The sequence below is a fragment of the Plantactinospora mayteni genome, assembly GCF_016862935.1.
Classification (GTDB): Bacteria; Actinomycetota; Actinomycetes; order Mycobacteriales; family Micromonosporaceae; genus Plantactinospora; species Plantactinospora mayteni.
Genome location: NZ_BONX01000004.1, coordinates 178,388 through 202,824 on the forward strand (window position 1 = coordinate 178,388; position 24,437 = coordinate 202,824).

At 71.5% G+C, this 24,437-nt stretch carries 15 protein-coding genes; 11 read left to right on the forward strand and 4 right to left on the reverse strand.

Annotated elements, in window-relative coordinates; all coding sequences use genetic code 11:
- Position 1: 1 nt before the first annotated feature.
- The 5 genes from Pma05_RS04345 (at position 2) to Pma05_RS04365 (ending at position 10,870) form a co-directional block, all read left to right on the forward strand.
- The gene (locus Pma05_RS04345; RefSeq protein WP_203855960.1) at positions 2-802 is read left to right on the forward strand and encodes a DinB family protein; all 801 of its coding nucleotides are present in this window, start codon (positions 2-4) and stop codon (positions 800-802) included.
- Positions 803-804: 2 nt separating this feature from the next.
- A complete protein-coding gene (locus Pma05_RS04350; protein WP_203855961.1) occupies positions 805-1,491 on the forward strand; it encodes an alpha/beta fold hydrolase in 687 nt (228 codons plus the stop codon).
- A 796-nt stretch (positions 1,492-2,287) separates the two neighbouring features.
- On the forward strand, positions 2,288-5,422 hold the full coding sequence (locus Pma05_RS04355; protein WP_425567549.1) for an OmpL47-type beta-barrel domain-containing protein: 3,135 nt from the start codon (positions 2,288-2,290) through the stop codon (positions 5,420-5,422).
- 48 nt (positions 5,423-5,470) lie between these two features.
- Positions 5,471-6,715, forward strand: a complete 1,245-nt coding sequence (locus Pma05_RS04360; RefSeq protein WP_203855963.1) for a multicopper oxidase domain-containing protein — start codon at positions 5,471-5,473, stop codon at positions 6,713-6,715.
- A 78-nt stretch (positions 6,716-6,793) separates the two neighbouring features.
- A complete protein-coding gene (locus tag Pma05_RS04365; protein ID WP_203855964.1) occupies positions 6,794-10,870 on the forward strand; it encodes a ThuA domain-containing protein in 4,077 nt (1,358 codons plus the stop codon).
- 66 nt (positions 10,871-10,936) lie between these two features.
- Here the strand turns inward: Pma05_RS04365 and Pma05_RS04370 are convergent, their stop codons facing one another.
- Positions 10,937-12,190, reverse strand: coding sequence for an MFS transporter (locus Pma05_RS04370; RefSeq protein WP_203855965.1), 1,254 nt, complete (start codon positions 12,188-12,190; stop codon positions 10,937-10,939).
- Positions 12,187-12,705 (reverse strand): MarR family transcriptional regulator, encoded by a 519-nt coding sequence (locus Pma05_RS04375; protein WP_203855966.1) that lies wholly within the window; start codon positions 12,703-12,705, stop codon positions 12,187-12,189. Before Pma05_RS04375 ends, Pma05_RS04370 begins: the two co-directional genes overlap by 4 nt.
- Before the next feature lie 248 nt (positions 12,706-12,953).
- On the opposite strand from Pma05_RS04375, the gene Pma05_RS04380 reads away from it, so the two are divergent.
- Both Pma05_RS04380 and Pma05_RS04385 read left to right on the forward strand, forming a co-directional pair.
- On the forward strand, positions 12,954-13,601 hold the full coding sequence (locus tag Pma05_RS04380) for a PadR family transcriptional regulator (protein ID WP_203855967.1): 648 nt from the start codon (positions 12,954-12,956) through the stop codon (positions 13,599-13,601).
- 157 nt (positions 13,602-13,758) lie between these two features.
- Positions 13,759-14,964, forward strand: a complete 1,206-nt coding sequence (locus tag Pma05_RS04385) for an FAD-dependent oxidoreductase (RefSeq protein WP_203855968.1) — start codon at positions 13,759-13,761, stop codon at positions 14,962-14,964.
- A gap of 124 nt (positions 14,965-15,088) precedes the next feature.
- Here the strand turns inward: Pma05_RS04385 and Pma05_RS04390 are convergent, their stop codons facing one another.
- On the reverse strand, positions 15,089-18,586 hold the full coding sequence (locus Pma05_RS04390; protein ID WP_239311657.1) for a S8 family serine peptidase: 3,498 nt from the start codon (positions 18,584-18,586) through the stop codon (positions 15,089-15,091).
- Between the two features lie 244 nt (positions 18,587-18,830).
- On the opposite strand from Pma05_RS04390, the gene Pma05_RS04395 reads away from it, so the two are divergent.
- Both Pma05_RS04395 and Pma05_RS04400 read left to right on the forward strand, forming a co-directional pair.
- Entirely contained in the window at positions 18,831-19,343 is a 513-nt protein-coding gene (locus tag Pma05_RS04395) for a SigE family RNA polymerase sigma factor (RefSeq protein WP_203855969.1), read from the forward strand.
- A gap of 26 nt (positions 19,344-19,369) precedes the next feature.
- Positions 19,370-20,680, forward strand: coding sequence for a hypothetical protein (locus tag Pma05_RS04400; RefSeq protein WP_203855970.1), 1,311 nt, complete (start codon positions 19,370-19,372; stop codon positions 20,678-20,680).
- A gap of 81 nt (positions 20,681-20,761) precedes the next feature.
- Here Pma05_RS04400 and Pma05_RS04405 read toward each other — a convergent pair whose 3' ends face one another.
- Positions 20,762-21,424, reverse strand: coding sequence for a TetR/AcrR family transcriptional regulator (locus Pma05_RS04405; protein ID WP_203855971.1), 663 nt, complete (start codon positions 21,422-21,424; stop codon positions 20,762-20,764).
- 66 nt (positions 21,425-21,490) lie between these two features.
- Here Pma05_RS04405 and Pma05_RS04410 point away from each other — a divergent pair, with 66 nt between their 5' ends.
- Positions 21,491-23,704 (forward strand): MMPL family transporter, encoded by a 2,214-nt coding sequence (locus Pma05_RS04410; RefSeq protein ID WP_203855972.1) that lies wholly within the window; start codon positions 21,491-21,493, stop codon positions 23,702-23,704.
- Positions 23,705-23,861: 157 nt separating this feature from the next.
- On the forward strand, positions 23,862-24,392 hold the full coding sequence (locus Pma05_RS04415) for a hypothetical protein (protein ID WP_203855973.1): 531 nt from the start codon (positions 23,862-23,864) through the stop codon (positions 24,390-24,392).
- The last annotated feature ends 45 nt before the right edge of the window (positions 24,393-24,437 follow it).

A 24,437-nucleotide genomic window follows, 5' to 3' on the forward strand; every position in this document is an offset into this window, starting at 1 on the left:
CATGACCAGGTTCCGCGAGCAGGACCTCACCGGGGCGCGCTTCGAACGCGTCACCCTCCGGGGCGCCACCTTCGACCGGGTGTCCCTCAACGACGCCAGCCTGCGCGAGGTCGACCTCACCGGGGCAGAGCTCCGCAGCGTCCTGTTCCAGCGGAGTCGGCTGCGCGGGGTCGAACTTGTCGACGTCGAGATCAGCGGCGAGCTGCGGAACGTCGTCGTCAACGGCGTCGACATCGCGCCGCTGGTCGAGGCCGAACTGAACCGCCGGATGCCCGAACGGGCGAGGATGCGCCCCGACGACAGCGACGGGTTCCGTACGGCGTGGGCGATCCTGGAGCGGCTGTGGGCCGGTACCGTCGCGCGGGCGCAGGCGTTTCCGGAAGCGGCGCTGCACCGTTGCGTCGACGACGAGTGGTCCTTCGTCCAGACCCTGCGGCACCTCAACTTCGCCAGCGCCGCCTGGGTCGGCCGGATGGTCCTCGGCGACGTCTCGCCGTGGCACCGCCTGGACCTGCCCTGGGACGAGGCGCCCGGCTGGCCCGGCATCCCGTGGGACCGCGAGGCGCGGCCGGCGCTCGACGAGGTGCTCACGGTCCGGCGCGAACGCCAGGCGATGGTCCGGCAGGTCATGGCGTCGCTCACCGACGAGCAACTCGGCTCCGAGGTGACCCGTACCGAGCCGGGATGGCCCCGGCTGGAGAGCTTTCCCGTCAAGGAGTGCCTCCGCATCGTCCTGAACGAGGAATGGGAGCACCGGCTCTACGCCGAGCGCGACCTGACCTTGCTGGAGAAAGGAAACTGATCATGGACATACTGCTCGTCGCCGGTCTCTGGCTCGACGGATCCGCCTGGGACGACGTCGTGCCCGCCCTCGAGGCGCTCGGCCACCGCCCCGTGCCGCTCACCCTCCCCGGCCAGGGTGACGGATCCGCCTCCGCCACCCTCGACGACCAGGTGGCGGCGGTGCTCGCCGCCGTGGATTCCGCGTCCGGCCGGCCCATGGTGGTCGGGCATTCCGCCGCCTGCACCCTGGCCTGGCTGGCCGCCGACGCGCGACCGGAGAAGGTGGCCAAGGTCGTGCTCATCGGCGGCTTCCCCGCCGTCGACGGCGCCTCCTACGCCGAGTTCTTCGCGCTGGAGGACGGCGTGATGCCCTTCCCCGGCTGGGGCCCGTTCGAGGGGCCGGACGCCGCCGACCTCGACGAGGAGACCCGGCGAACCATCGCGTCGGCGGCGATCCCCGTCCCCGAGGGAGTGGCCAGGGGCGTGGTACGGCTGACGGACGAGCGACGGTTCGACGTACCGGTCGTCGTCGTGTGTCCCGAGTTCACGCCGGCCCAGGCGCGGGAGTGGATCTCCGAGGGGGAGACGCCCGAACTCGCCAGGGCCAAGCACCTGGAGTTGGTCGACATCGAATCGGGCCACTGGCCCATGGTCAGCAGGCCGGCCGAACTCGCCCGGCTGCTCGCCTCCGCCGCCGCCGACTCCTGACGGGCGGTGGATCCTGAGGGGCGCTGACGCCTGACGGGCGGTGGATCCTGACGGTGCGCCGCTGGTCCTGACGGGCCGGCGGCGCACCGTTTCCACACCGGGCACTCCGGGAGCCCACCACTCCCGCCGCGATCCCCTCCGGCCGATACCGGGTACTCACCCACCCGACGACCGAACTCGACGGTGAGGGGAACGTGGACGTGATGGCGTACCAGAACGGTGCGCAGAGGCCACGGTGAACAAGTACGGATGAACCGGGCGTAGCCGTTCGCGCTGCCCACGGTTGCCGTCGAGGCCGACTTTGTTCGCCGCCCGACTCTTTTGTCATCACGAACAAAAGTGTGGACGATCCCGCCGAAAGATCTGGACACGCCGACGGCAAGACAGTTAGTGTCGGGACAATATCAACATGTTTCAACGAGGTAACCGGCGGCGCGGTTAGCTCGTGGTCCGAGAGTCACGGCTTGGCCGGGGGAGCCCACTCTCCAGGTTGCCGTGCCCGCAGACCCCGGCGCGGCCCGCCCGCGCCGTACCCGCAACCACGTCGGCCCCGGCCGGCTCGGCAACGAAGGTCGGCGTCACCCCCGTCGCCGATCCGACCTCGCCCATAGCCCACCGTCCTCAATCGAGACACGTCTGTCCACACACCGACCGCGGCAGGCCGGCAGCCACAGCACCGGACCCCACCGTCGCGGATCACGCCGGTGTGCGGTCTGCCGCCATGTCATCCGTCGATCCCGGGAAACCCCCACGGGCCGTCGACGTTCACCCATGACTCGCGAAAGGTGTGTTCGACATGCCAGTTTTCCCTGTGAGATGCGGCCCGCCACGGCGTTCGCGGCTGCTCCCCCGGCTCGGCGCGGGCCGGCCCGGCGGACCGATGAGGATGCTCGCGGCGATCACCGTGCTGCTCGTCGGCTCCGCGCTCGCCGCCGTCCCGGCCGGCGCCCGCCCGGCGGGCAACGGACCGACCACGGCCGGCGACCCCACCTCGGCCGGGCAGTTGCAGGCCCAGGTGCTCACCTGGACGGCCGGCAACAGCACCCAGGCGTACGTCTCCGCACCCACCACCGCGGTCGCCGGGCCGACCACCCTCGTCTTCGAGAACAGTGCCGCGACCGGCAACACCAGCGGCATGCAGCACACCCTCACGTTCGACACCGGCAACCCCGAGTACAACCGCGACGTGGACGTGAACATCCTGGCCGACCCGTTCGACGCCAACCAGGGCCGGTGGACCGTCGACGTGGTGCTCACGCCCGGCACCTACCGCTACTTCTGCGCGATACCCGGGCACGGCACGATGACCGGCCTGCTCGTCGTCAGCGGCGGTGGCGAGGACACCACCCCGCCGACGGTGAGCGCCGCGGTCACCGGTGAGCGGAACGAGGACGGCGCGTACGTCGGCGCCGCCACGGTGACCCTCTCGGCCACCGACACCGGATCGGGCGTCGGCCGGATCGAGTACGCGCTGGACGGCGGTGCGTACGGCACCTACTCCGCCCCGGTCACGGTGAGCGCCCCCGGACAGCACACCGTCACCTACCGGGCCACCGACGTCGCCGGCAACACCTCCCCGGTACAGTCCACCGCCTTCCAGGTCGTACCACCAGCCGACCCCGACACCACCGCACCCACCGTCACCGCCGCCGTCACCGGCGAACGGAACGACGACGGCGCCTACATCGGCATGGCCACCGTCACCCTCTCCGCCACCGACACCGAATCCGGCGTCGAACGCACCGAATACTCGCTGGACGGCGGCGCCTACGCCACCTACACCGCCCCGGTCACGGTGAGCGCCCCCGGACAGCACACCGTCACCTACCGGGCCACCGACGTCGCCGGCAACACCTCCCCGGTACAGTCCACCGCCTTCCAGGTCGTACCACCAGCCGACCCCGACACCACCGCACCCACCGTCACCGCCGCCGTCACCGGCGACCAGAACGACGACGGCGCCTACATCGGCATGGCCACCGTCACCCTCACCGCCACCGACACCGAATCCGGCGTCGACAAGACCGAGTACTCCCTCAACGGCCAGGCGTACGCCACCTACACCGCCCCGGTGATGGTGCACCAGCCGGGTCGGCACACCGTCAGCTACCGGGCGACCGACAAGGCGGGCAACACCTCCGCCCCGCAGTCCGTCGCGTTCGAGGTGGCCGACACGTCCACTCCGGACACCACGCCGCCGACCGTGGCCGGCGGGGTCACCGGCGACCGCGACGACAACGGCAACTACCTCGGTGCCGCCACGGTGACCGTCTCGGCCACCGACACCGAGTCCGGTGTGGACCGGATCGAGTACTCCGTCGACGGGCAGGCGTACGCCGCCTACACCGCACCGGTGACCGTCAACACGCCCGGCCAGCACACCGTCGCCTACCGGGCCACCGACAAGGCGGGCAACACCTCCGCCCCGCAGTCCGTCACGTTCCAGGTGGTCGAGCGGCCGGGTGACACCACCCCGCCGACCGCGACCGCCACCGTCGCCGGCAACCGGGACGGCACCGGGGCGTACGTCGGTGCCGCCACCGTGACCGTCACCGCCACCGATGCCGGGTCGGGTGTCGACCTCGTCGAGTTCTCCCTGGACGGGCAGCCGTACGCGGCGTACACCGCTCCGGTGACGGTCAACCAGCCCGGTCAGCACACCGTCTCGTACCGGGCCACCGACGTCGCCGGCAACACCTCCACGCCCGGGTCGGTCTCGTTCACCGTGGTCGCCCCGCCCACCCCCGACAACACCGCCCCCACCGTGACCGCCGCGATCACCGGCCAGCAGGACGGCAGTTGGGCGTACGTCGGCAGCGCCACCATCGTGCTCACCGCCACCGACACCGGATCCGGCGTCTTCCGGGTCGAGTACGCCCTCGACGGGCGGGGCTACGTCGTCTACTCCGGTCCGCTCACCGTCAACACCCCCGGCGCGCACACGGTCAGCTACCGGGCCACCGACCGGGCCGGCAACGTCTCGGGTACCGCGTCGACCACCTTCACGGTGGTGCCGAGCGGACCGCCGGCACCGAGCTGCCAGGTGACCGACACCCGGCCGACGGTCTGGATCGGCACCCTGAACAGCGCCGTGCCGAACCGGGTGGTCGAGGGCCGCTGCTCGATCAACGACCTGATCGAGGACGAGCGGGCCTGGCCTGACCACGCCACGTTCGTGGCGCACGTCACGGAGGTCGCCGAACACCTGCACCACCGGGGCCAGATCCTGCTCAAGGAGCAGAACGCCCTGGTACGCACGGCCCGCGAGTCCGGCGTCGGCAAGGCCGAGGCGCAGCAGGGGTACCAGCCGCTGCTGGACCGTACCGCCGCCTCGTTCAAGCTGTGGGAGCAGGTCGGTGCCGGCGGCTTCAGGCGCAACGCCGACGGCTCGATCACCAGTAAGGCCGTCGACGGCCTCGGCATGCTCTGGTTCCCCGTCCGCAGCTACGGCGACTTCTCGCTGAAGCTCCAGTGGCGCGACGACGCCCCCGGTGACGGGCGGGCCAACAGCGGCGTCTTCGTCCGCTTCCCGCAGGTGCACCAGCACCCGCAGGAGTCCCGCCCCGAGTGGGTGGCCATCAAGTACGGCCACGAGTTGCAGATCTTCGACCGGACCGACGGCGACCAGTACAAGAGCGGGTCGGTGTACGGCTTCGACCGGGTCGACCTCGCCGGGGCGCAGGTCACGCCCAAGGGCACCTGGAACGACTACGAGATCCGCGTCGTCGGCCAGCACTACTCGGTGTTCCGCAACGGCAAGCTGATCAACGAGTACGTGAACGTCCCCGAGGCCGTCTTCACCCCGCCCCGGGCGGACGATCCGGGCGGCGCCGGACGCCAGAACCCGACCGGCTACGTCGGCCTGCAGAACCACGGCGCCGGCGACATCGTCACCTTCCGCAACGTCAGGATCGCCCCGCTGACCCCGTGACGCGTTTGCCGTCCACTCCCCCGCCTAGCCGAGCGATTGGATAGAACGTTGGACAAGGAAACGAAGGACATCGGCGAGGTCGTACTCTCGCCGCCTGCCGCCGGGTCGGAACCCCAGCCGGCGAGGTCGGCCCGGCTGCTCGGCACGAGCACCGGCCGGGCCGTGATGGTGGCGGTCATCATGTTGGTGACGCTCGTCGGCGCGGGCGGGCTGTCCCTGGCCGGCGGCACCACCGAACGGCCGGCCGAGCAGGCGGTGGAGGCCGCCCCCGCGGCCCGGTCGGCGGAGCGGCCGGAGGGCTGCGTGACGCCGGACCGCCGGCTGACCCTGTACGCGGTCGAGCTGCCCAAGGATCCGGTGACCAACCAGATCCGGCTCGGCTACGGCCTCACCCCGCAGACGGCCTCCTACCCCGGGCCGACCATGGAGATGATCGAAGGCGAGTGCCTGGCGATCACCGTGCACAACCAGGTGCCGGCCGCGACCCTGGAGCAGTTGCGCACCGACCCGGCACATCCGATCGGCGTCTCGCTGCACGTGCACGGGGTCAAGTACACCCAGGTGTCCGACGGCACGGTGCACAGCAACTCCTTCGTGCCGCCGGGCGGGTCGCGGACGTACATCTGGTTCGCCAAGCCACGTACCGCGACCTCGCAGGGCACCGCCGGCTACTGGTGGTACCACGACCACGTGGTCGGCGGGCCGCACGGCACCCAGGGCCTCCGCTCCGGCCTGTTCGGCGGTCTGGTGGTACGCCGTCAGGGCGACGTACGGCCCGACCGGACGTACGTGACCGCCTTCGGCGACCGGCAGACCATCAACCTGCGGCGCAGCGCGGAGGCGGACACCTGTGACCCGGTGAACCCGGTGCCGGGCCCGACCTGCATCGTCGCCAAGATCGGCGAGCGGATCGAGTTCATCGTGATCGGTCTCGGGGACGACATGCACACGTTCCACGTGCACGGTCACTCCTGGGCCGACACCCGGACCGGCACGGTCGAGGGCACCAACCGGGCCCTCATCGACTCGATCCCGGTCATCGACAACAAGACACTCGGCCCGGGTGACACCTTCGGCGTGCAGTTCGTCGCGGGCGACTCGGTAGGGCCGGGGCGCTGGATGCTGCACTGCCACATGCAGTTCCACTCCGACCTGGGCATGTCCACCTGGATGCACGTGCTGGACGAGAACGGGCAGATGCCGGCGCACGCCGGCAACCACGCGCCGGCCGCGCCCGCGGCGCCGGCCCAGGGCGCGGCGGCACCGGCCGGCGCGCACACCAACCACCGATGACCCCCGACACCCCGCACCACCAACCGAGCACACCTGCCAGCGCCTGAAGCACTCTTCGTACCCCCTGGAGGAGGAGAAATGGCTCACCGACGCCATTTCCGGCTATCCCGATCGGTCGGGCGGCACCGCACCGACCCCGTCGACCTTCCGTCCCCCGCGCCCGACCCGGTCTCCCGGGCCCGGGGTCGCGGCGCCGGCCCGTTCCGCCGCGCGGTCGCGCTGGCCTCGGGCGCCCTACTCACGTTCGGTCTGCTGAGCGCGCCCGCCGCCGCAGCCCCGGACGAGACGGTCGGCGGCGTCGCGCCGGCCTGGGGTGGCGGGGCGATCAACGTACTGGTCTTCCACGGCCCGGCGGCGTCCCAGGAGGACCCGGTCGCCAGGGCCGTCAGCACGATCCGGAAGCTGGGCAACGAGAACGGCTTCAACGTGCACGAATCCGCCGACCCGGCGGTCTTCAACCCCGACAACCTGGACCGCTACCGCAGCGTGGTGTTCCTGTCGGCCAACGGGGTGACGCTGAACGACGCCCAGGAGGCCGCGTTCCAGGCGTACGTCAAGGGCGGTGGCGGGTTCGTCGGCATCCACGACGCCGCCCGGGCGCAGCCCGGCTCCGAGTGGTTCACCGGTCTGATCGGCACCCGCCCGGCGGCGAGCCTGCCGAACGCGGAGAAGATCGAGAGCGTCACGGCCAGCGGCAACAACCCGCCGAACGAGATCGTCGAGAACCTGATCGACGGCAGGACCGGCACCAAGTGGCTGACCCGTACCCCGACCGGATGGGTCGTCGCAAAGCTCGCCGAGCCGAAGGCGGTGGCACAGTATGCGCTGACCTCGGCGAACGACTTCGCCGGCCGCGACCCGAGGGACTGGACCCTGCAAGGGTCGGCCGACGGCGAGAGCTGGACTGATCTGGACCGCCGGACCGGGGAGACCTTCTCGCAGCGGTTCCAGACCAAGCAGTACACCTTCACCAACACCCAGGCATACCAGTTCTACCGGCTCAACATCACCGCGAACAGCGGTGAGCCGCTGATCCAGCTCGCCGAGCTGTGGCTGATCGGCCCGGACGCGGGACCGGCACCGGAGAACCGGGTACAGGAGGCCGTGGTCGACCTGGTCGACCGGCAGCACCCGGCGAACAAGGGCCTGCCGTTGAACTGGACCCGCTCCGACCAGTGGATGAACTGGGACCCGAGCCCGGTCGGCCGGGTGCACACAATCGCCCAGGTGAAGGAGAGCACCTACAACGCGGGGCTGGGCGGCAACGGTGCGTTCCACCCGATCTCCTGGTGCCGGGACTACGACGGCGGCCGGTCCTTCTACACCGGCATGGGCCGGACGGAGGCCAGCTACACCACCGACACGCGGTTCCGCGGCCACCTGCTCGGCGCGCTCCAGTGGACGACCGGGACGGTCCGGGGCGACTGCCAGGCGACCATCGCATCGAACTACAAGATCGAGCGACTGACCGCCACCAACCAGTCCGGGCAGCTCGACCAGGTCGGTGAACCGCACGGCCTGACCATCGCACCGGACGGCAAGGTCCTCTACATCGGCAAGGCCGCCTGCCCGAGCGGGCCGGTCGCCGACTGGGCCGACCCGAACGTGGGGCTGGGCTGCGGCACCATCCACCAGTGGGACCCGAAGACCAAGCAGGTCAAGCTGCTGACCACGCTCAAGGTGATGGGCAACCGGGGCAGCGGCAGCGAGCTGGTGAAGAACGAGGAGGGCCTGGTCGGCATCACCCTCGACCCGAAGTTCGCGGAGAACGGCTGGTTCTACGCCTACTGGATGCCGCACGAGTCGATCGACCGGGAACGCCGGGTCGGCCAGCGTACGGTCTCCCGGTTCACCTACGACCACGCGCAGCAGTCGGTGGACCAGGGCACCCGCAAGGACCTGCTGCACTGGGACACCCAGATCCACAGCTGCTGCCACGCGGGTGGCGGGATGACCTTCGACGAGTCCGGCAACCTCTACATCGGCAGCGGGGACAGCAACTCCTCCGGCGGGTCGAGCGGCTTCTCCGGGAACAACTGGACCCAGGAGTACGCGGGCATCTCGTTCCAGGACGCCCGGCGTACCTCCGGCAACACGAACGACCTGAACGGCAAGATCCTCCGCATCCACCCCGAGGCGGACGGGACCTACACGGTCCCGGACGGCAACCTCTTCACCGGTCAGGAGCAGGGCGGCGGCAAGACCCGTCCGGAGATCTACGTGATGGGCGTCCGGAACATCGCCCGGATCGCCTGGGACCCGGTCAACGACTGGCTCACCGCCGCGTGGGTCGGCCCGGACGCCGGGGCCCCGGACCCGAACCTCGGCCCGGCGAAGTACGAGACCGCCACGGTGATCACCTCGGCGGGCAACCACGGCTGGCCGTACTGCATGGGCAACCGGCAGCCGTACCGGGACCGCAGCAACACCGACGCCACTGTGCTGACCGGCTGGTACGACTGCGACAACCCGAAGAACGAGTCGCCGCGCAACACCGGTCTGGTCAACCTGCCGCCGGTGCGGGACAACATGATCTGGTATTCGCCGCAGGGAGGCGGCCCGGTCTACCCGAAGCGCACCGACGGCAGTGGGCTGCCGACGTACAAGGCCGACGAGGCCACCTACACCCAGCCGTACCTGACCGGCGGCGGTCAGGCCATCATGGACGGCCCGACCTACCAGCGCTCGAAGGTCGACGTGAACAGCGGCGTCGCCTGGCCGGCGTACTGGGACAACAAGTGGTTCATCGGTGACCAGTCCAACGCCAACAACCGGATCGCGGTCACCGTCGACCCGGACACCGTCGCGTACGCCGGGGCGCCGGCCTTCGCCGAGGACCTGCGCAGCATCATCCAGGGCGGCAACGGCACCAACCAGCTCCAGTCCTGGATGGACGCGAAGTTCGGGCCGGACGGCGCGCTCTACATGCTCGACTACGCGGGCGGCTTCTTCAGCCTGCACCAGAACCAGAAGCTGATCCGCATCACCTACCAGGGTGGCCAGGCCACCCCGAACCCGAGCCTGGCCACGGCGCAGTCGGTCACGCCGAGCCAGCCCCGGACCATCGGGTTCTCCGCCGCGAAGGTCGGCGGGGTGGCCTGGGAGTGGGACTTCGGCGACGGCAGCAAGCTGTCGCACCAGGCCCACCCGACGCACATCTACAAGCGGTACGGCACCTTCCAGGCGACGGTGAAGGTCACCTACGCCGACGGTGAGGTGGTCACCGGGAAGGTCGACGTGAACGCCGGCTGCGGTGCCGCCGACGCCCGGCCGACGGTCTGGATGCTGGACACCGACACCGGAGTGGCCAACCGGCAGACCGGTGGCGGCTGCACGATCAACGACCTGATCGACGACGAGACCACCTGGCCGAACCGGGCCTCGTTCGTCACCCACCTCGACGCCGTACTCGCCGAACTGAGCGCGGCACACGTCATCGACAACCGCGAGGCGAGGGCACTGCGCCAGGCCGGGCGGCAGTCCCCGATCGGTGCCACCAACGGGTACCAGCCGATCTTCGACGGTTCGGCGAAGTCGCTGGCCGGCTGGCGCCAGGCACCCGGCGGTTCGTTCGGGCTGCGTCCGGACGGCTCGATCCGCAGCTCCGGCGGCCTCGGCATGCTGTGGTACGCGGACCAGCAGCTCGCCGACTACTCGATCAGGGTGCAGTTCCGCGACATCTCCCCGGAGAACGTCCGGGCCAACAGCGGCATCTTCGTCCGGTTCCCGGACCCGAGGACTCCGCTGGAGCAGCGTCCCCCGGGCAGTTGCGGCACGGTCGGCTCGGCCCGCAGCTCCCATGCCTGGGTCGCGATCTACTGCGGCCACGAGATCCAGATCTACGACGGCGAGACGGGCGAGCCGCAGAAGACCGGCTCGGTCTACAACTTCGCCCCGAACACCCTGGACAAGGCCGGGGCGACCCCGAAGAACCAGTGGAACGACTACGAGGTGCGGGTGATCGGCCAGCACTACTCGATCATCCGTAACGGTGTGGTGATCAGCGAGTTCGACAACACACCGGGCAAGCAGTCGTCCCGCGCGGGCGACCCGCCCACCGACCTGCGGCAGTTCCTGAGCGGCTTCGTCGGTTTGCAGAACCACGGCACCAACGACGTGATCGAGTTCCGCAACATCAGGGTGCGCCAGCTCTGACCGACGGGTGCCGGGTACGGACGCGAGGTCCGTACCCGGCACCCGTTCCGTAAGGTTCGTGAAGCGTCAGGTGTGCGCGGGGGCGGGAGACTCGCGGGGGATGGTGAACCGCTGGAGTTGAGGGACGAGGGCGGCGATCAGCCCCAGCCCCGCGAGACAACTGAGTCCGCCGATGACGAGAGCGGCCCCGGCGGTGGTCCCGGCCCCGACCAGCCCCGCGCGAAGGCCGCCGATGTGCGGTCCGGCCGAGCCGACGATGTGTTCGAGTGCGGCGACCCGGCCACGGTGGGACTCCGGCGTGGATGACTGCACGATCGTTCCCCGGGACACGACGGACCAGGTGTCGGCGGCGCCGGCCAGCGCAAGCAAGGCGAGGACGACGGGGAGTTGGCTGCTCAGACCGACCCCGGCCAGCGCTGCCCCCCAGACCGCACCGCAGCCCAGCAGCACGAGGCCGGGCCGGGCACGCCGGGTGATCGTTCCGGACAGCGCGGACGCGAATACGCCGCCGACCGCGACCGCCGAGGTGAGCAGGCCGAGGACTTCCGGTGACCCGCCGAACTTCTCCTGGTTGACGACCGGGAACAGGGCCACCGGCATGGCCAGCACCGTCGCGGCCAGGTCGGCCAGGAAGGCGGCCCGGATCGCGGGGACGCGGGCGGCGAAACGAATGCCCTCCCACACCGCGACCGCACCGGCCCGGCCGGTCCCGTCGGTCGGGCCGGTCGAGGGCAACCCGGCGATCCCGATCAGGGCGGCCACGGCGGAAACCCCGTTGGCCACGAAGCACACGGTGGTCCCCCACCGAGCGGTGAGGACGCCCGCGAGGGCCGGACCGAGCAGCATCGCGAGTTGGAAGGAGAGGTGGGTGAGGGCCAGTCCCGCGCCGAGACGATCGCCGGGAAGGAGCCGAGGGATGAAGGTACGACGGGCCGGGGCACCCAACGCGGACAGCCCTGCCGCGACCGCGACCAACACGAGCATCGACCACGCCCCGTCATCCGACCGGACGGCCACGGCCGCCATCAGGAAGCTGGTCACGATCTGACCCCACGTGGTCAGCAGGGCCAGCCGCCGTCGATCGACGTGATCGACGAAGGCGCTGCCGAGCAGGGCGAAGACGATGAGCGGGGCGGCGGTGAAGAGGCCGACGAGCCCGACCATCACCGGGTTGCGGGTGTGGTCCCAGACGTAGAAGGTGACAGCGAAGGCGCCCAGTTGGCCGCCCAGTCCGGAGGCGGTCGTACCCAGCCAGAAGCGGCGGAAGGTGGGGTGCTCGCGCAGCGGACGGATGTCGACCAGGGCGCCGAGGAGAGTCATCGCCGACGTCCGTCGAGGGCCTTGCCGAGGTTGTCGGTGAGGCGCTGCCGGAACGGGCGGGTTGCCAGGGCGGCGGCGATGTCCCTGACGACCTGGCTGAGCGGATAGGGGATCTCTGCCTCCAGCTCCCGCACCGTCGCCTCGGTCGCCCGCCACTCCGCCTCCAGCAGGGGCAGTACCTCCCGACCCCGGGTGCTCAACCGGATGCGACGGGTCCGCCCGTCGCTGCTCTCGGCACCGTCGACGAAGCCCGCCGCGCGCATCGCGGCGGCCGTCTGGCTCATCGCCGAGTGGCTGACCTCGACGGCGGTCGCCAACTCCTGGATCGTCATCGACTCGTGCCGGGACAACTGGATCAGCGGGCCCACGAACCGGGTGCGCAAGCCAGTTACGCCCGCTTCGTCGTAGAGCGAGGCGATGTCCTGGTCCATCGCGTTCAGCATCTGCCACACCGGACGCCAGTGGCTGCTGTCGAGCAGATCCTGGCTCTCTTCCTTCTCCTGACGGTCGGCCATGGAAAGCAACGTAACAGTGCTTATATAAGCGCTGTCAAGTTTGCCCGGGGCGACGCCGAGCGTGCCGCGCACGATCAACGCGGACGACCCGCTGCCGTTCGACACTGACCTGCTCACCGAGCATGTCCAGGCCCGGGAGCACCTCGGCCCGCAACCGTGCGCCGAAGGTGCATCAGTTGTCAGCCGATACCCGTCGGCATATACTCGCCTACAAGTAATCGGGGACGAGGTCTGGGAGGTGAGGGAACGTGGTGAAGCGACGCAAGGTCAGCAACCTGCTGGCGCTCGCCGCGCTGTCGGCCCTCGTCCAGCGACCGATGCATCCCTACGAGATCGCCACGGCACTGCGCGCCTGGGGCAAGGACCAGGACATGCAGATCAAATGGGGATCGTTCTACACAGTCATTCGTAACATGGAGAAACACGGCATGATCGCGGCCGTGCAGAGCGTCCGCGAAGGCCGCCGACCCGAACGCACCGTCTATCGCATCACCGACTCCGGCCGCGCCGAGCTGGTCGACTGGACGCGCGAGTTGGTCTCGACCCCCATGCCCGAGCATCCGCGCTTCCGCGCCGGCCTGTCGGTGCTGGCCGCCCTCCACCCTGACGAGGTCACCCGCCTGTTGCGGCAGCGGCTTGACCTGCTGGAAGAGGGCATCACGGCCGCCCGCGACGCGCTCGCGCAGCACACCCGGCACATCCCGCGACTGTTCCTGGTCGAGTCGGAATACGACCTGGCCATCCAGGAGGCGGAAGCGGCCTGGATCCGAGGTCTGCTCGCCGAACTGACCTCGGGCAGCTATCCGGGGCTGGACGCGTGGCGGGCCTTCCACGACACCGGCGAGGTGCCGGCGGAACTCGCCGACCTCGCGGAAAGGACCAGCTCGACCGAGTGATGGACGGCCCTGACGCGGTGCGCCAACACCACGCCAGGGCCCTTACCTCGAACCACACCTGGGAAGGCGCTCGGCCCGAAGCGGCAACCACGAGGATAGCCGGTTTCCCTCCCAGGTCGGTTCGCCCGCACGAGAACCGATGACCAGGGAGAAGACCATGACCGAGGTACAGACAGCGATCGTCGTCGGCGGCGGCATCGCCGGGCCGGTGGCGGCACTGGCGCTGCGCAAGGCGGGCATCACGGCCACCGTCTACGAGGCGTACCCGAGCACCGCCGACGGCATCGGGGGCACGCTCGCGCTCGCGCCGAACGGCGTCGCGGCGCTGCGGACCGTCGACGCGGACGAGGCCATGGCCGCGATCGCCACGCCGATCACCCGAATGACCATGGCCGTGGGCGGCAAGCGTGTCGACCTGCCCGGCCTGGCCGGCGTACCGCCACTGCAAGTGGTGCACCGCAGCGATCTCTATCGTGCGCTGCACGACCGGGCCGTCGCCGGCGGCGTGACGATCGAGTACGGCAAGCGCCTGGTGGAGGTGGCGGAGACCGGTACGGGCATCACCGCGAGGTTCGCCGACGGCAGCACCGCCAGCGCCGACATCCTCGTCGGGGCCGACGGAATCCGATCGACCGTACGCCGGCTCATCGACCCCGAGGCGGCCGGCCCGCAGTTCACCGGACTCCTCGGTTTCGAGGCGGTGGCCCAGCACGACGTGGACGTTCCAGCCGGCACGATGACCTTCGCCTTCGGCAGGGGCGGCTACTACATCTACTGGCCGGAGCCGGGCGGCGGCACCCGATGGGGAGTCAACCTGCCGCAGGAGCGGGAGATCAGCCTCAGCGAGGCCAGGGCGGTGCCGTCGTCCGACTGGATGCGGACACTGCGCGCCGCCTACGCCGACGACGTACCCGGCCGGGACCTGATGCTGACCAGCAGCGCGGAGGAGCTCCAGGTCGTCGGATCGTTGCAGATCATGCCGCATGTCCGGCACTGGCATCGGGGCCGGATGGTGCTGGTCGGCGACTCGGCTCACGCGCCCTCCAACAGTTCGGGCCAGGGCGCCTCGCTGGCGATCGAAAGCGCGGTGCAACTGGCCCGCTGCCTGCGTGACATTCCCGACCTGCCGTCGGCGTACGCCGCCTTCGAGCGCCTGCGGCGCAGCCGGGTGCAGAAGGTCGCCGCCCGCGCGGCGCGGATCAACCAGGCCAAGGCCCCGGGCGCGGTGGCCAAGGTGTTGATGCCGCTGCTGATGCCACTGCTGATGAAGACCGCGATGAAGCCGGAGAAGACGATCGGCCCCGAGCAGCGTTACGTGATCGACTGGGACGCACCGGTGACGGCGGACCCGGCGCTGCGTTGAGCTTCCCGGCGTCGCCGCCCAGACCCGACCGGAGTTCCATCCGAGTGCTTCGGCGAGAGCCGCCGGCCGACGGCTGGCCGGCCACCGCCGAGGTGCCACGCCGGGCACCTCGGCGGTGGGAGGGCTATCCGGCCCGGTACGCGTCCACGATGGTCTGCTCGATGCCGCTGCCGGCGTTGCCCCGAGCCGTCACCCGCAGCGAGACCGTCTGGCCGGCACCGGGTTGGGGCAGCCGGGCCTGGTACGTGCCGTCGCCGGAGCGGTCGACCCGGACCGGTTGCCAGGTGGCACCGTGGTCGAGGGATGCGGACAGGGTGAACGAGGTGATCGCCTGTGCTCGCACGCCCACTGCCTGCCGGACGGTGAAGGTCGCGGCGCCGGACCCGGTGGGGTGGTTCGCCGCGTCCAACGGCAGGGCGTAGTCCACCGACAGCAGCGGCAGGGGTACCCCGCCGGTACCGGCCGGGCCGGCCGACCGGAACGTCCAGGAGGTGGCGACCCGGGTGGACACCGGCAGGACGGCGCTGGCGTCGACGTCGTACGTCAGCCGGTAGTCGGCGGCCTGCCGTGGCACCGTGAAGTCGGCGATCGAGTTGTCGACCCGGCCCACGGTCTGCCCGTCGCGTTCGAGGGTGAGCGTGCGCTTGAGGTCGAGACCGAAGCCGTCGGCAAGGCAGTCGAACCGGCCGTGCTGGTCGGTCAGCGTGACGAGTTCGACGTGCAGGTTGCCGCTGGTGCGGCTCGGCGCGAGGGGTTGGCACTCGCTCGGGGAGCCACCCGGATCGTCGTACCAGTCGGAGCGCAGGGGTTGCCGGACCCACACCTTCTGCTGCCGGCTGCCCGGGGCGTACCGCCGCAGTGCCTCCTGGGTGACCGTCTCGTTCCAGAACGCCTCGTCCAACCAGTCGAAGCCGGGCGACACGTAGTCGGTGCGGTCACCGGAGAGGGAGCGGGTGGTGTTCTCGGCGAGGAACACGCCGTCCGGGCTGAGCCCGTACCGCTTGTGTGCGGTGCCGGAGTCGGGCGCGTCGAGCGTGTTGAAGCGCTGGTCGATCCGGGCGAGGGTGGCGTGCTCGGCAGCGGTGACCCGGTACGTCGGATCGTCCGGGATGCCGTTGTCGAACGGGCGGATGAGGTCGTAGAGGTACGGGCTCGGTCCGTCCCCCGGCGCGTCCAGCCCGAAGGCCGCGTACGCCTGGAACGTCCCGATGCCGGTCCCGCTGGTCGGTAGCACGAACACGTTCCCCGCCTTGGCCGCGTCGCCCCAGGCGAAGGCGAAGTCGGACCAGCCGGGGCCACGCCGGGGCATCTGCACGTAGGTGAGGCCGGTCGAGTTGGCCTCGGTGGCGACGCCGTCGACGCTCGCCGTGAGCCGCCGGGCCTGGGACAGGTCGAGCCGCATCGACGTGTCACCCGCCACGTCGACGTCCGGGTCGCCGGCCAGCGCCGCGCGTTGGTCGCCGTCCGTCCACGACATGGACGAGGCCAGCACGCTGTACCGGCCGGCCGGCACCCGGAACGTCAGCGTGTCACCGGCCTCACCGCTCTCGGGAAGGGCGTAGACCGCTCGGTCGTCGAGGTTGACCACCGCTATCGTGACGTATCCCGTCACCCCGTCCGGGGTACCCGGAATCGCGGTCGTCTCGACGGTGATGTCGTAACTGGGCGGCTCGACGTGGAACGTCACCGGCGTACGCGATGCCACCGTGCCGCCGACGCGGGCCGTGACCACGGCCGTGTGGAAGCCGGGACGGGCCGCGAACGCGGCGCGGTCGACGCGCAGCGTGACGCCGCCACGGGCACCCGCGGCGAGCTGCACCTGCCCGGCCGACAGGGTGGCCGCGCCGGCCGGTGCGGCGACGCCGTGCCGGTCGGTGACCGCCACGTCGAGGGCGATCGCCGCCGGGGCGGTTCCGGTGTTGGTCCACGCCAGCTTCGCCTCCGCCGTGCCCGACTGCGGGTGGGCGAAGGTACCGAGATCGACCACCGGCTGGGCGCTGACCACACCGGACAGCGGCCGGGCCACGTTGAGCCGCCCGGCGCCGCTCGCGTAGGCGTCGCCGCCGGTGACCGGATCGGCCGTGCCGACCAGCGCGGCCTTGAGCTGCTCGGCCCGCCAGTCGGGGTGGCGCTGGGCCAGCACGGCGGCGGCGCCGGCGACGTGCGGGGTGGCCATCGACGTGCCGGAGGCGGCCACGTAGCGTGCGTCGACCGCCCGGCCCATGGTGGTACCGGCCGCGCGGGCCGCGACGACCGCCACGCCCGGCGCGACCAGTTCGGGCTTTGCGACGTGGGTGTCGACCAGCGGTCCACGGCTGGAGAAGTCGGCGAGCTGGTCGCCACCGTCCACCGCGCCGACGGTGAGCGCGGTCGCGGCGGCACCCGGAGTGGACACGGTACCGTCGACGGGGCCGGAGTTGCCGGCCGCGACCACGAACAGCGCGCCGGTCTGCCGGGACAGCGCGTCGAGCGCCAGCGACATCGGGTCGGTGCCGTCGCTCGGCGCCCAGCCGCCGAGGCTCATGTTCACCACGGCGGCGCGGCTGGCGGCCCACTCCATCCCGGCGATCACCTGCGAGTCGGTGCCCTCACCGCTGTCGTCGAGGACCTTGCCCACGACGAGGCGCGCGTCCGGTGCCACACCTTTGCGGGTGCCACCCGACGCCGCGCCGGTGCCCGCGATCGTGGCCGCCACATGGGTGCCGTGGCCGACCCGATCGCCCGCGTCACCGCCGTCGACCGTGAAGTCCTTCCGGTCCGCGACCCGCCCGGCGAGATCCGGGTGGCTGGCGTCGACGCCGGTGTCCAGCACCGCGACCCGGGCGCCCGCACCGGTGTACCCGGCGTCCCACGCCTGCGGCGCGGCGACCTGCCGCAGATTGCCGTCCCACTGGTCGGCGGCGGCTCCGGGCGCGAGTGCGCCTCCGGGCACGAGCGCGGCTCCTTGTGTGAGGGAGGCTCCTTGTGTGAGGGAGGCTCCGGGCGCGACCGTGGCCCGTACCCGCCGGTCCAGCCACACCTTCGGCGACGGGCCGGACGAGCGCGCCGTGGCCGACCGTTCCGACAACGACCGGACGAACTCCGGGCCGGTCGCCTTCGACCGGTGGCCCGACACCGCAGCGATGCTCGGCAGCGCGCGGACCCCGACCAGGCCCGCGGCGAGCGGGTCGGCCGTCAGCCGGCTCGCCTGCCCACCGGGCCGGACGATCAGCGGCAGGTCTTTGGTACGTGCGTCGTCGTAGCCGTCGAGGATCAACGCGGTCACGTCGAACAGGGTCGGGTCCAGCACCGAGTCGAGCATCGGCGCCACCCGGGCCGGCACCACCCGTACGTGCCCGTCGGGGCCGCAACTGCGGGTCAGCACGCCGCTCGGGCCGGCCGGGCGTACCCGCACCGTCGGGCAGCCGGACGACGTGCCCCGTACGGTCACCACGTCACCGGTCAACAGCGTCACCGTGTACGTCCGCCCGGCCGGCAGCAGCGACGGCGCGGCGGTTGCCGTACCGGGCGGGCCGCTGCTCGGGCTCTCCCCCGCCACGCCCACGCCGGCCACCCCCAACGCGGCCAGTAGTACTCCGGTGGCGGTCGACCCGAGCATCAGTTGGCGTCTGCGTCTGCGCACCCTCGCTCCATTCATCGCTGGCAGTTACGCCCCTTAGATGGGATCGGATGCTCACCGGGTTGCCTGGCCCCCGCCGGTCGTTCCACATCGGCGCGTGGCGCGGCGCCCGGATCGCGAACCCCGCACCGCCGTGCGGGGCGCCGCCACCCCGGTCGAGAAAGGTTCGGTCTTCGGGACCGGACAACCGGAAGCTCGCCCGCGCCCGTCTGAGGGTTGATGACCCAACGGAGGGACGGGACGGGCGATGCGGGATGCCTCGGAGCAGGAGTATGTCGACTACGTCACGGCGCGGATTCCCGCGCTGCGGCGGCTGGCGTACCTCCTGGCCGGCGACGAGCACCGCGCCGACGACCTGGTCCAGCAGACCATCACCACGCTGTACGTGAAGTGGCGGCGGGCCCAGGCCGCCGAGAAGCTCGACGCGTACGTCCGGACCATGCTGGTGCGTACGTACCTGGACGAGCGACGGCTGGCGTGGGCGCGGGTCCGGCTGTTCCGCGAGACACCCGAGCCACCACCGCGCGAAGACGGTGGTGTCGAAGAGCGCCAGGTCGTCCGGGCGGCGCTGAGCCGGGTGCCCCGCCGGCAGCGGGCCGTGCTGGTGCTGAGGTTCTTCTACGACCTGCCGGTCGACGAGGTGGCGAGGATTCTCGACTGCTCGTCCGGCACGATCAAGAGCCAGACATCCCGCGGGTTGGCCACGCTGCGGCGCCTGCTCGGCGAGCGGGAGTTCGCAGGTTTCTCCGCCACGAACTGATCCGCCATGAACCGAGGGAGTCGATAATGCCATCCGAACTCGATCTGCTGCGGTCGCTCGACGACGAGCCGCGCACGCCGTCCACTGTCGACATCTCGCGGGCGATCGCCGCCGGGCGACGCCGCCGGGTCCGTCGCGGCGTCGGGTACGCGGGCGCCGCGACGGTGACCGCGCTCGCCGTCGCCGGTGCCTCGGTCGCGGGAGGGGTCTTCGGGCACGCCCCGGCGCAGACCGCGGCGACCGGTGCGCCGCAGACCACCGCCGCCGCCCCGCCGAGGGCGGATCGGCTGATCCCGGGTACCGCGGGCTGGAGCGCGCCGGCCGTGTCCCCGCCCACGAGTTGCACCCTCGACCGGCTGCCCCTGCCGGACGACGCGCCGATGGCGGTGGTCTCCGGAGCCGATCCCACCGGCCGGTACCTCGTCGGGCGCTCGTACCCGAGGAGCGGCGGCTACCAGGCGGTCATCTGGCAGGACGGCGGGGTCCGGAAGGTGACGCTCCCCGGCGATCGGGAGGAGTTGCTGCACGACGTCAACTCGACGGGTACCGCGGTCGGCTGGAGTTACCCCGACGGCGAGGCCGACGCCGGACCGCTGCCGTACGTCTACCGGGACGGCAAGGTGTCGAAGCTGCCGGGAGTACGGAGCGGATCCGCGTACGCGATCAACGACGCCGGAGCCATCGTCGGTGACGACGACACCGGGCACGCCGCGCTGGTCTGGCCGTCGGCGACCGCGGCGCCGGTCCGGCTGCCGGTGCCGGCCGGCGCGTCGGAGTCCACGGCCCGGGACATCGACGAGGACGGTACGACGGTCGGCACCATCGACAACCAACGGCCGTACGTCTGGTTCCCGGACGGCACCCACCGTGAGCTTCCGATGCCAACCCTGAACGGTGAGCGGGCCACGACCGCCCGGGTCTTCGGCATCCGGAACGGCTGGGCGACCGGGGTGGCCGGGGACGGCCTCCGTCGCCCGGGGAGCGACCCGAAGGCCGCCCCGGGAGCCGGACCGGTCGGCCCCGACGGGCGGGAGTCGGAGGGCCGGACGACGGCGGTCCGGTGGAACGTCCGCACCGGCGAGGTGCGGGTGTCCGACGAGTTGCGGTACGGGGCGGACGCGGTGAACGCGCAGGGCTGGCAGGTCGGCACGGACAAGCAGGGGCGGGCGGTACTCGTCACCGACACCGCCACGGTGGTGCTGCCGGAGCTGGTCGCCCGCACGCCGGACGGACTGTCCACCATCGCGACCACGTTGAGCGATGACGGGCGTACCGTCGCCGGGCAGTCGGACGACGCCACGGACACGATCCAGGCGGTGGTGTGGCGCTGCCGCTGACGGAGTTCGGCAGGTAACTGCGCGGTCGCGGCGCTTGTCGTCGCGACCGCGTACGCCGTCGTGACGGGTGGGTGGGTCGAATCAGCTACCGTCCGGGTCCAGCGGGGCGAGGTAGCCGTACAGTGCCTTCTTCAGCTCGGCGGTCAGCGCTCGGCGCTCGGCGCCTTCGGCGGCGACGATCGGCGGCATCATGGCCGCGACGATCCGGACCGAGACCATGGCGGCGAGGTCGCGTTCGGTGGCCGGCAGAGTCGGGACCCGGGCCTGGATGATGGCGGCGACCCGGTCGACCACCGCCTCGTGCAGCGGTCGGGCGGCCCCTTGGGCGCCGGCCGGCATGTCGGTGTTCGCCAGCAGTGCCTTGGCGCCCGGATGGGTCGCGTTGAACGCGATCAGCGGGTCGACCATCCGGTCGATCAGCTCGTGCAGGGTGAGGTCGGTGACCCGGGCGAGGTCGAACGCCGAGGAGTGGGCGTCCCGCATCTGCTCCACCAGGTGGGTGGAGAGCGCGTCGGCGATGGCCTCCTTGTTGGGGAAGAACTGGTACAGCGAGCCGGGTGACATGCCGGCGCGGGCGGCGATGGCGTTGGTGCTGGTCCGCTCGTAGCCGTTCTCGGCGAACAGGGCCAGCGCGGCGTCGAGGATGTCGGCGATCCGCTGCCGGCCCCGCGCCTGCCGTTTGACCGTACGCGGCTGCGTCACCCGCATCCCCTCCCCGCCCACGAAGTCCACCTTGACGAACACGAGTGATCGCTCGTATTGTGCAAAACACGGGCGACCGCTCGTGTTTTAGCCTAGCAGGGGACCGTCATGTCTGTGCTGTACCGCCTCGGCGCGCTCGTCGTCCGGCGCCGCCGCGTCACGCTGGTCGCCGGCCTGCTCACGACCCTGGTCTTCGCCACCGTCGGCGCGGGCGCGATGGGCGTCATGGTGCTCAGCCGGTGGGAGGCACCGGGCACCGAGTCGGTGCACGCCCAGCGAATGCTGCGGCAGCAGTTCAACACCGGCAACGCCAACCTGATCCTGCTCGTCACCGCCCGCACCGGCACCGTGGACAGCGCCCCGGTCCGGGACGCCGGGCAGCGCCTCGCCGCGGACCTGGACGGTCGGCCGCTGGTCGGGGACGTGTGGTCGTACTGGTCCGAGGGGAACGACCCGATGCTGCGCGGCACGGACGGCCGTCAGGCGCTGATCCTGGCCCACGTGCGGGGTGACGCCACGACCGCCCGGGAGGAGATCAGGGAACGGCTGCTGCCCGCGTTCACCCGCGTCGACGAGGCGGTCGAGGTGCGGGTGGCCGGCGCGGAGGCGGTGTCCGCGCAGATCAGCGAGCAGGCGGCGGCGGACTTCGTCCGGGCCGAACTGCTCATCGTGCCGCTGATGTTCCTGCTGCTCTACGCCCTGTACCGCCGCGCCCGGCTCGCACTGCTCACCCTCGGCGTCGGGCTGTTCGCCGTGCTCGGCACGCTCGCCGCGCTGCGCCTGCTGGCGAGCCTGACCGAGGTGTCGACGTTCGCGGCCAACATCACGCTGGTGATGGGGATCGGTCTCGGCGTCGACTACAGCCTGTTCGTCATCGCCCGCTTCCGCGAGGAACTGGCCGCCGGTACCCCGGTGCCCGACGCGGTGGCCACGACGGTGCGTACCGCCGGCCGTACGGTCATCTTCAGCGGGCTCACCGTGGCCGCCTCACTGTCGGTGCTGCTGTTGTTCCCGTACTCGTTCCTGCGCTCGTTCGCCTACGCCGGCGTCCTGGTCGTCGCCATGGCGGTGGTCGGCTCGCTCACCCTGCTGCCGGCGGCACTGGCCGCACTCGGCCCCCGCGCCGCCCGGCGTGGCTCGGCGTCCGGCACACCTGGACGGCGCTGGTACCGCTTCGGTGCGCGGGTCATGCGCCGGCCGCTGCCGTTCGCCGTCGCCGGTCTGCTCCTGGTCGGCCTGCTCGGCGCGCCGGCGCTGGGGCTTCGGATCGGACTGCCCGACGACCGGGTGCTGCCGCCGTCGGCCTCCACCCGGCAGACGTACGACGAACTGCGGGCCAACTTCGCCCAGGAGGCGAACGACGCCATCCAGGTCATCGCCCCCGCCGGACGCCCCGACGCCGCCGCGGGGTACGCCGCCGAACTGTCCCGGATCGACGGCATCGCCCAGGTCAACTCGGCCGCCGGCATTTTCGCCGACGGGGCTCTGCTGCGCCCCGCGCCGCACCCGGAGCGGCTGACCAGCCCGGCCGGCACCCGTCTGGAGGCCGTCCCGACCCGTGAGGTACTGGCCGGCACCGAGGTCTCGGCCCTGGTCGAGCGGATCCGCGCCACCCCGGCGCCGTACGACCGGGTGCTGGTCGGCGGATACCCCGCCGAGCTGACCGACTTCCGATCCACCCTGATGCAGCGGGTTCCGCTGGTGGTGGCGCTGATCCTTGCGATCACGTTCATACTGCTGTTCCTGATGTCCGGCAGCCTGCTCGTCCCGGTCAAGGCCACCGTGTTGAACCTGCTCAGCCTGTCGGTGATGTTCGGTGTGCTGGTCTTCGTCTTCCAGGAGGGAGCGTTCGGCTCGCTGCTCGGCTTCACCCCGATCGGCACCCTCGACCCCGCATTCCCGATCCTGATGTTCTGTGTCGCGTACGGGCTGTCCATGGACTACGAGGTGTTCATGCTGTCCCGGATCAAGGAGCGGTACGAGGCCACCGGCGACAACACCCGGGCGGTCCTCGAAGGACTCCAGCGCAGCGGGCCGCTGATCACCGCCGCGGCCGTCATCCTGGCGGTGTCGTTCTCCCTCTACGCCACCGGCCGGGTCATGTACCTCCAGATGATCGGCGTCGGGGTCGCGGTCGCGATCCTGGTCGACGCCACGGTCATCCGCGCGGTGCTCGTACCCGCGTTCATGCGGCTGGCCGGCCGGGCCAACTGGTGGGCTCCGGCGCCGCTCCGCCGGCTCCAGCGCCGGATCGACCCGCACGGTCCGACCCCACCGGCCCGCCCCGCTGCGGAACCCGACCCGGCGCTCCCGGTGCGCTGACCCTCGGACCGGTGGTCGGTTTGCGCCCGGGCCACCTCGACATCCGGCCCAGCGAGACGGCGTTCGGCTTCCGCTCCGTCCGGCGCGAGCCACTGCCCGGTTCACCCCGCCGGCCACCGGGCCGGAACCGCTGGCCGGCCCGGAACGTCGGTTCGAGGTGAGGTTGCTGTTGATCGGGGCGGTCGTGTTCGCGCTCGGTGGCTGCGCCGGTGCCGGCTCCGGCATCGAAGATTCGGGCGCGGCGCCGCTTCGGGGCTTCGGCGTCGAGGTCGACCAGGCCGTCGCGCCGCAGGTGCCGATGGTGCATCTCAAGACCTGTGGCTCGTGGGGCTGCCACGAGCAGGACGTTCCGCTGCTCGTCTCCGGCCCGACGAGCGCCCTGCCGTGCCCGTCGGCGTCGGCCGCACCCGACACGGCGTGCGGGGTCGTAAACCTGCCCGGCCCTGGCCCCGGGTACGGCTACGCGCCGGTCCCCGCGCTGACGCTGGACCAGGTCACCGTGACGGTCACGACCCCACCCGGCGCACAGTTCCCGGTCGACGCCGAGGTGCTGGTGCGCCCGTCCGCCGTCTGCCCCCGTCAACCGGCCGGTACGACCGGGTCGGGCGCCCCGGCGACCTGCGACGGCGGGACGCCACAGGCCCAGCTCCGGATCGCCGCCGACGGCACCGTCGACCAGTCAGGCTGACCGGCCGGCTCACGCCGTGGCCGTCGGCCCGACCGAACGGGTCGC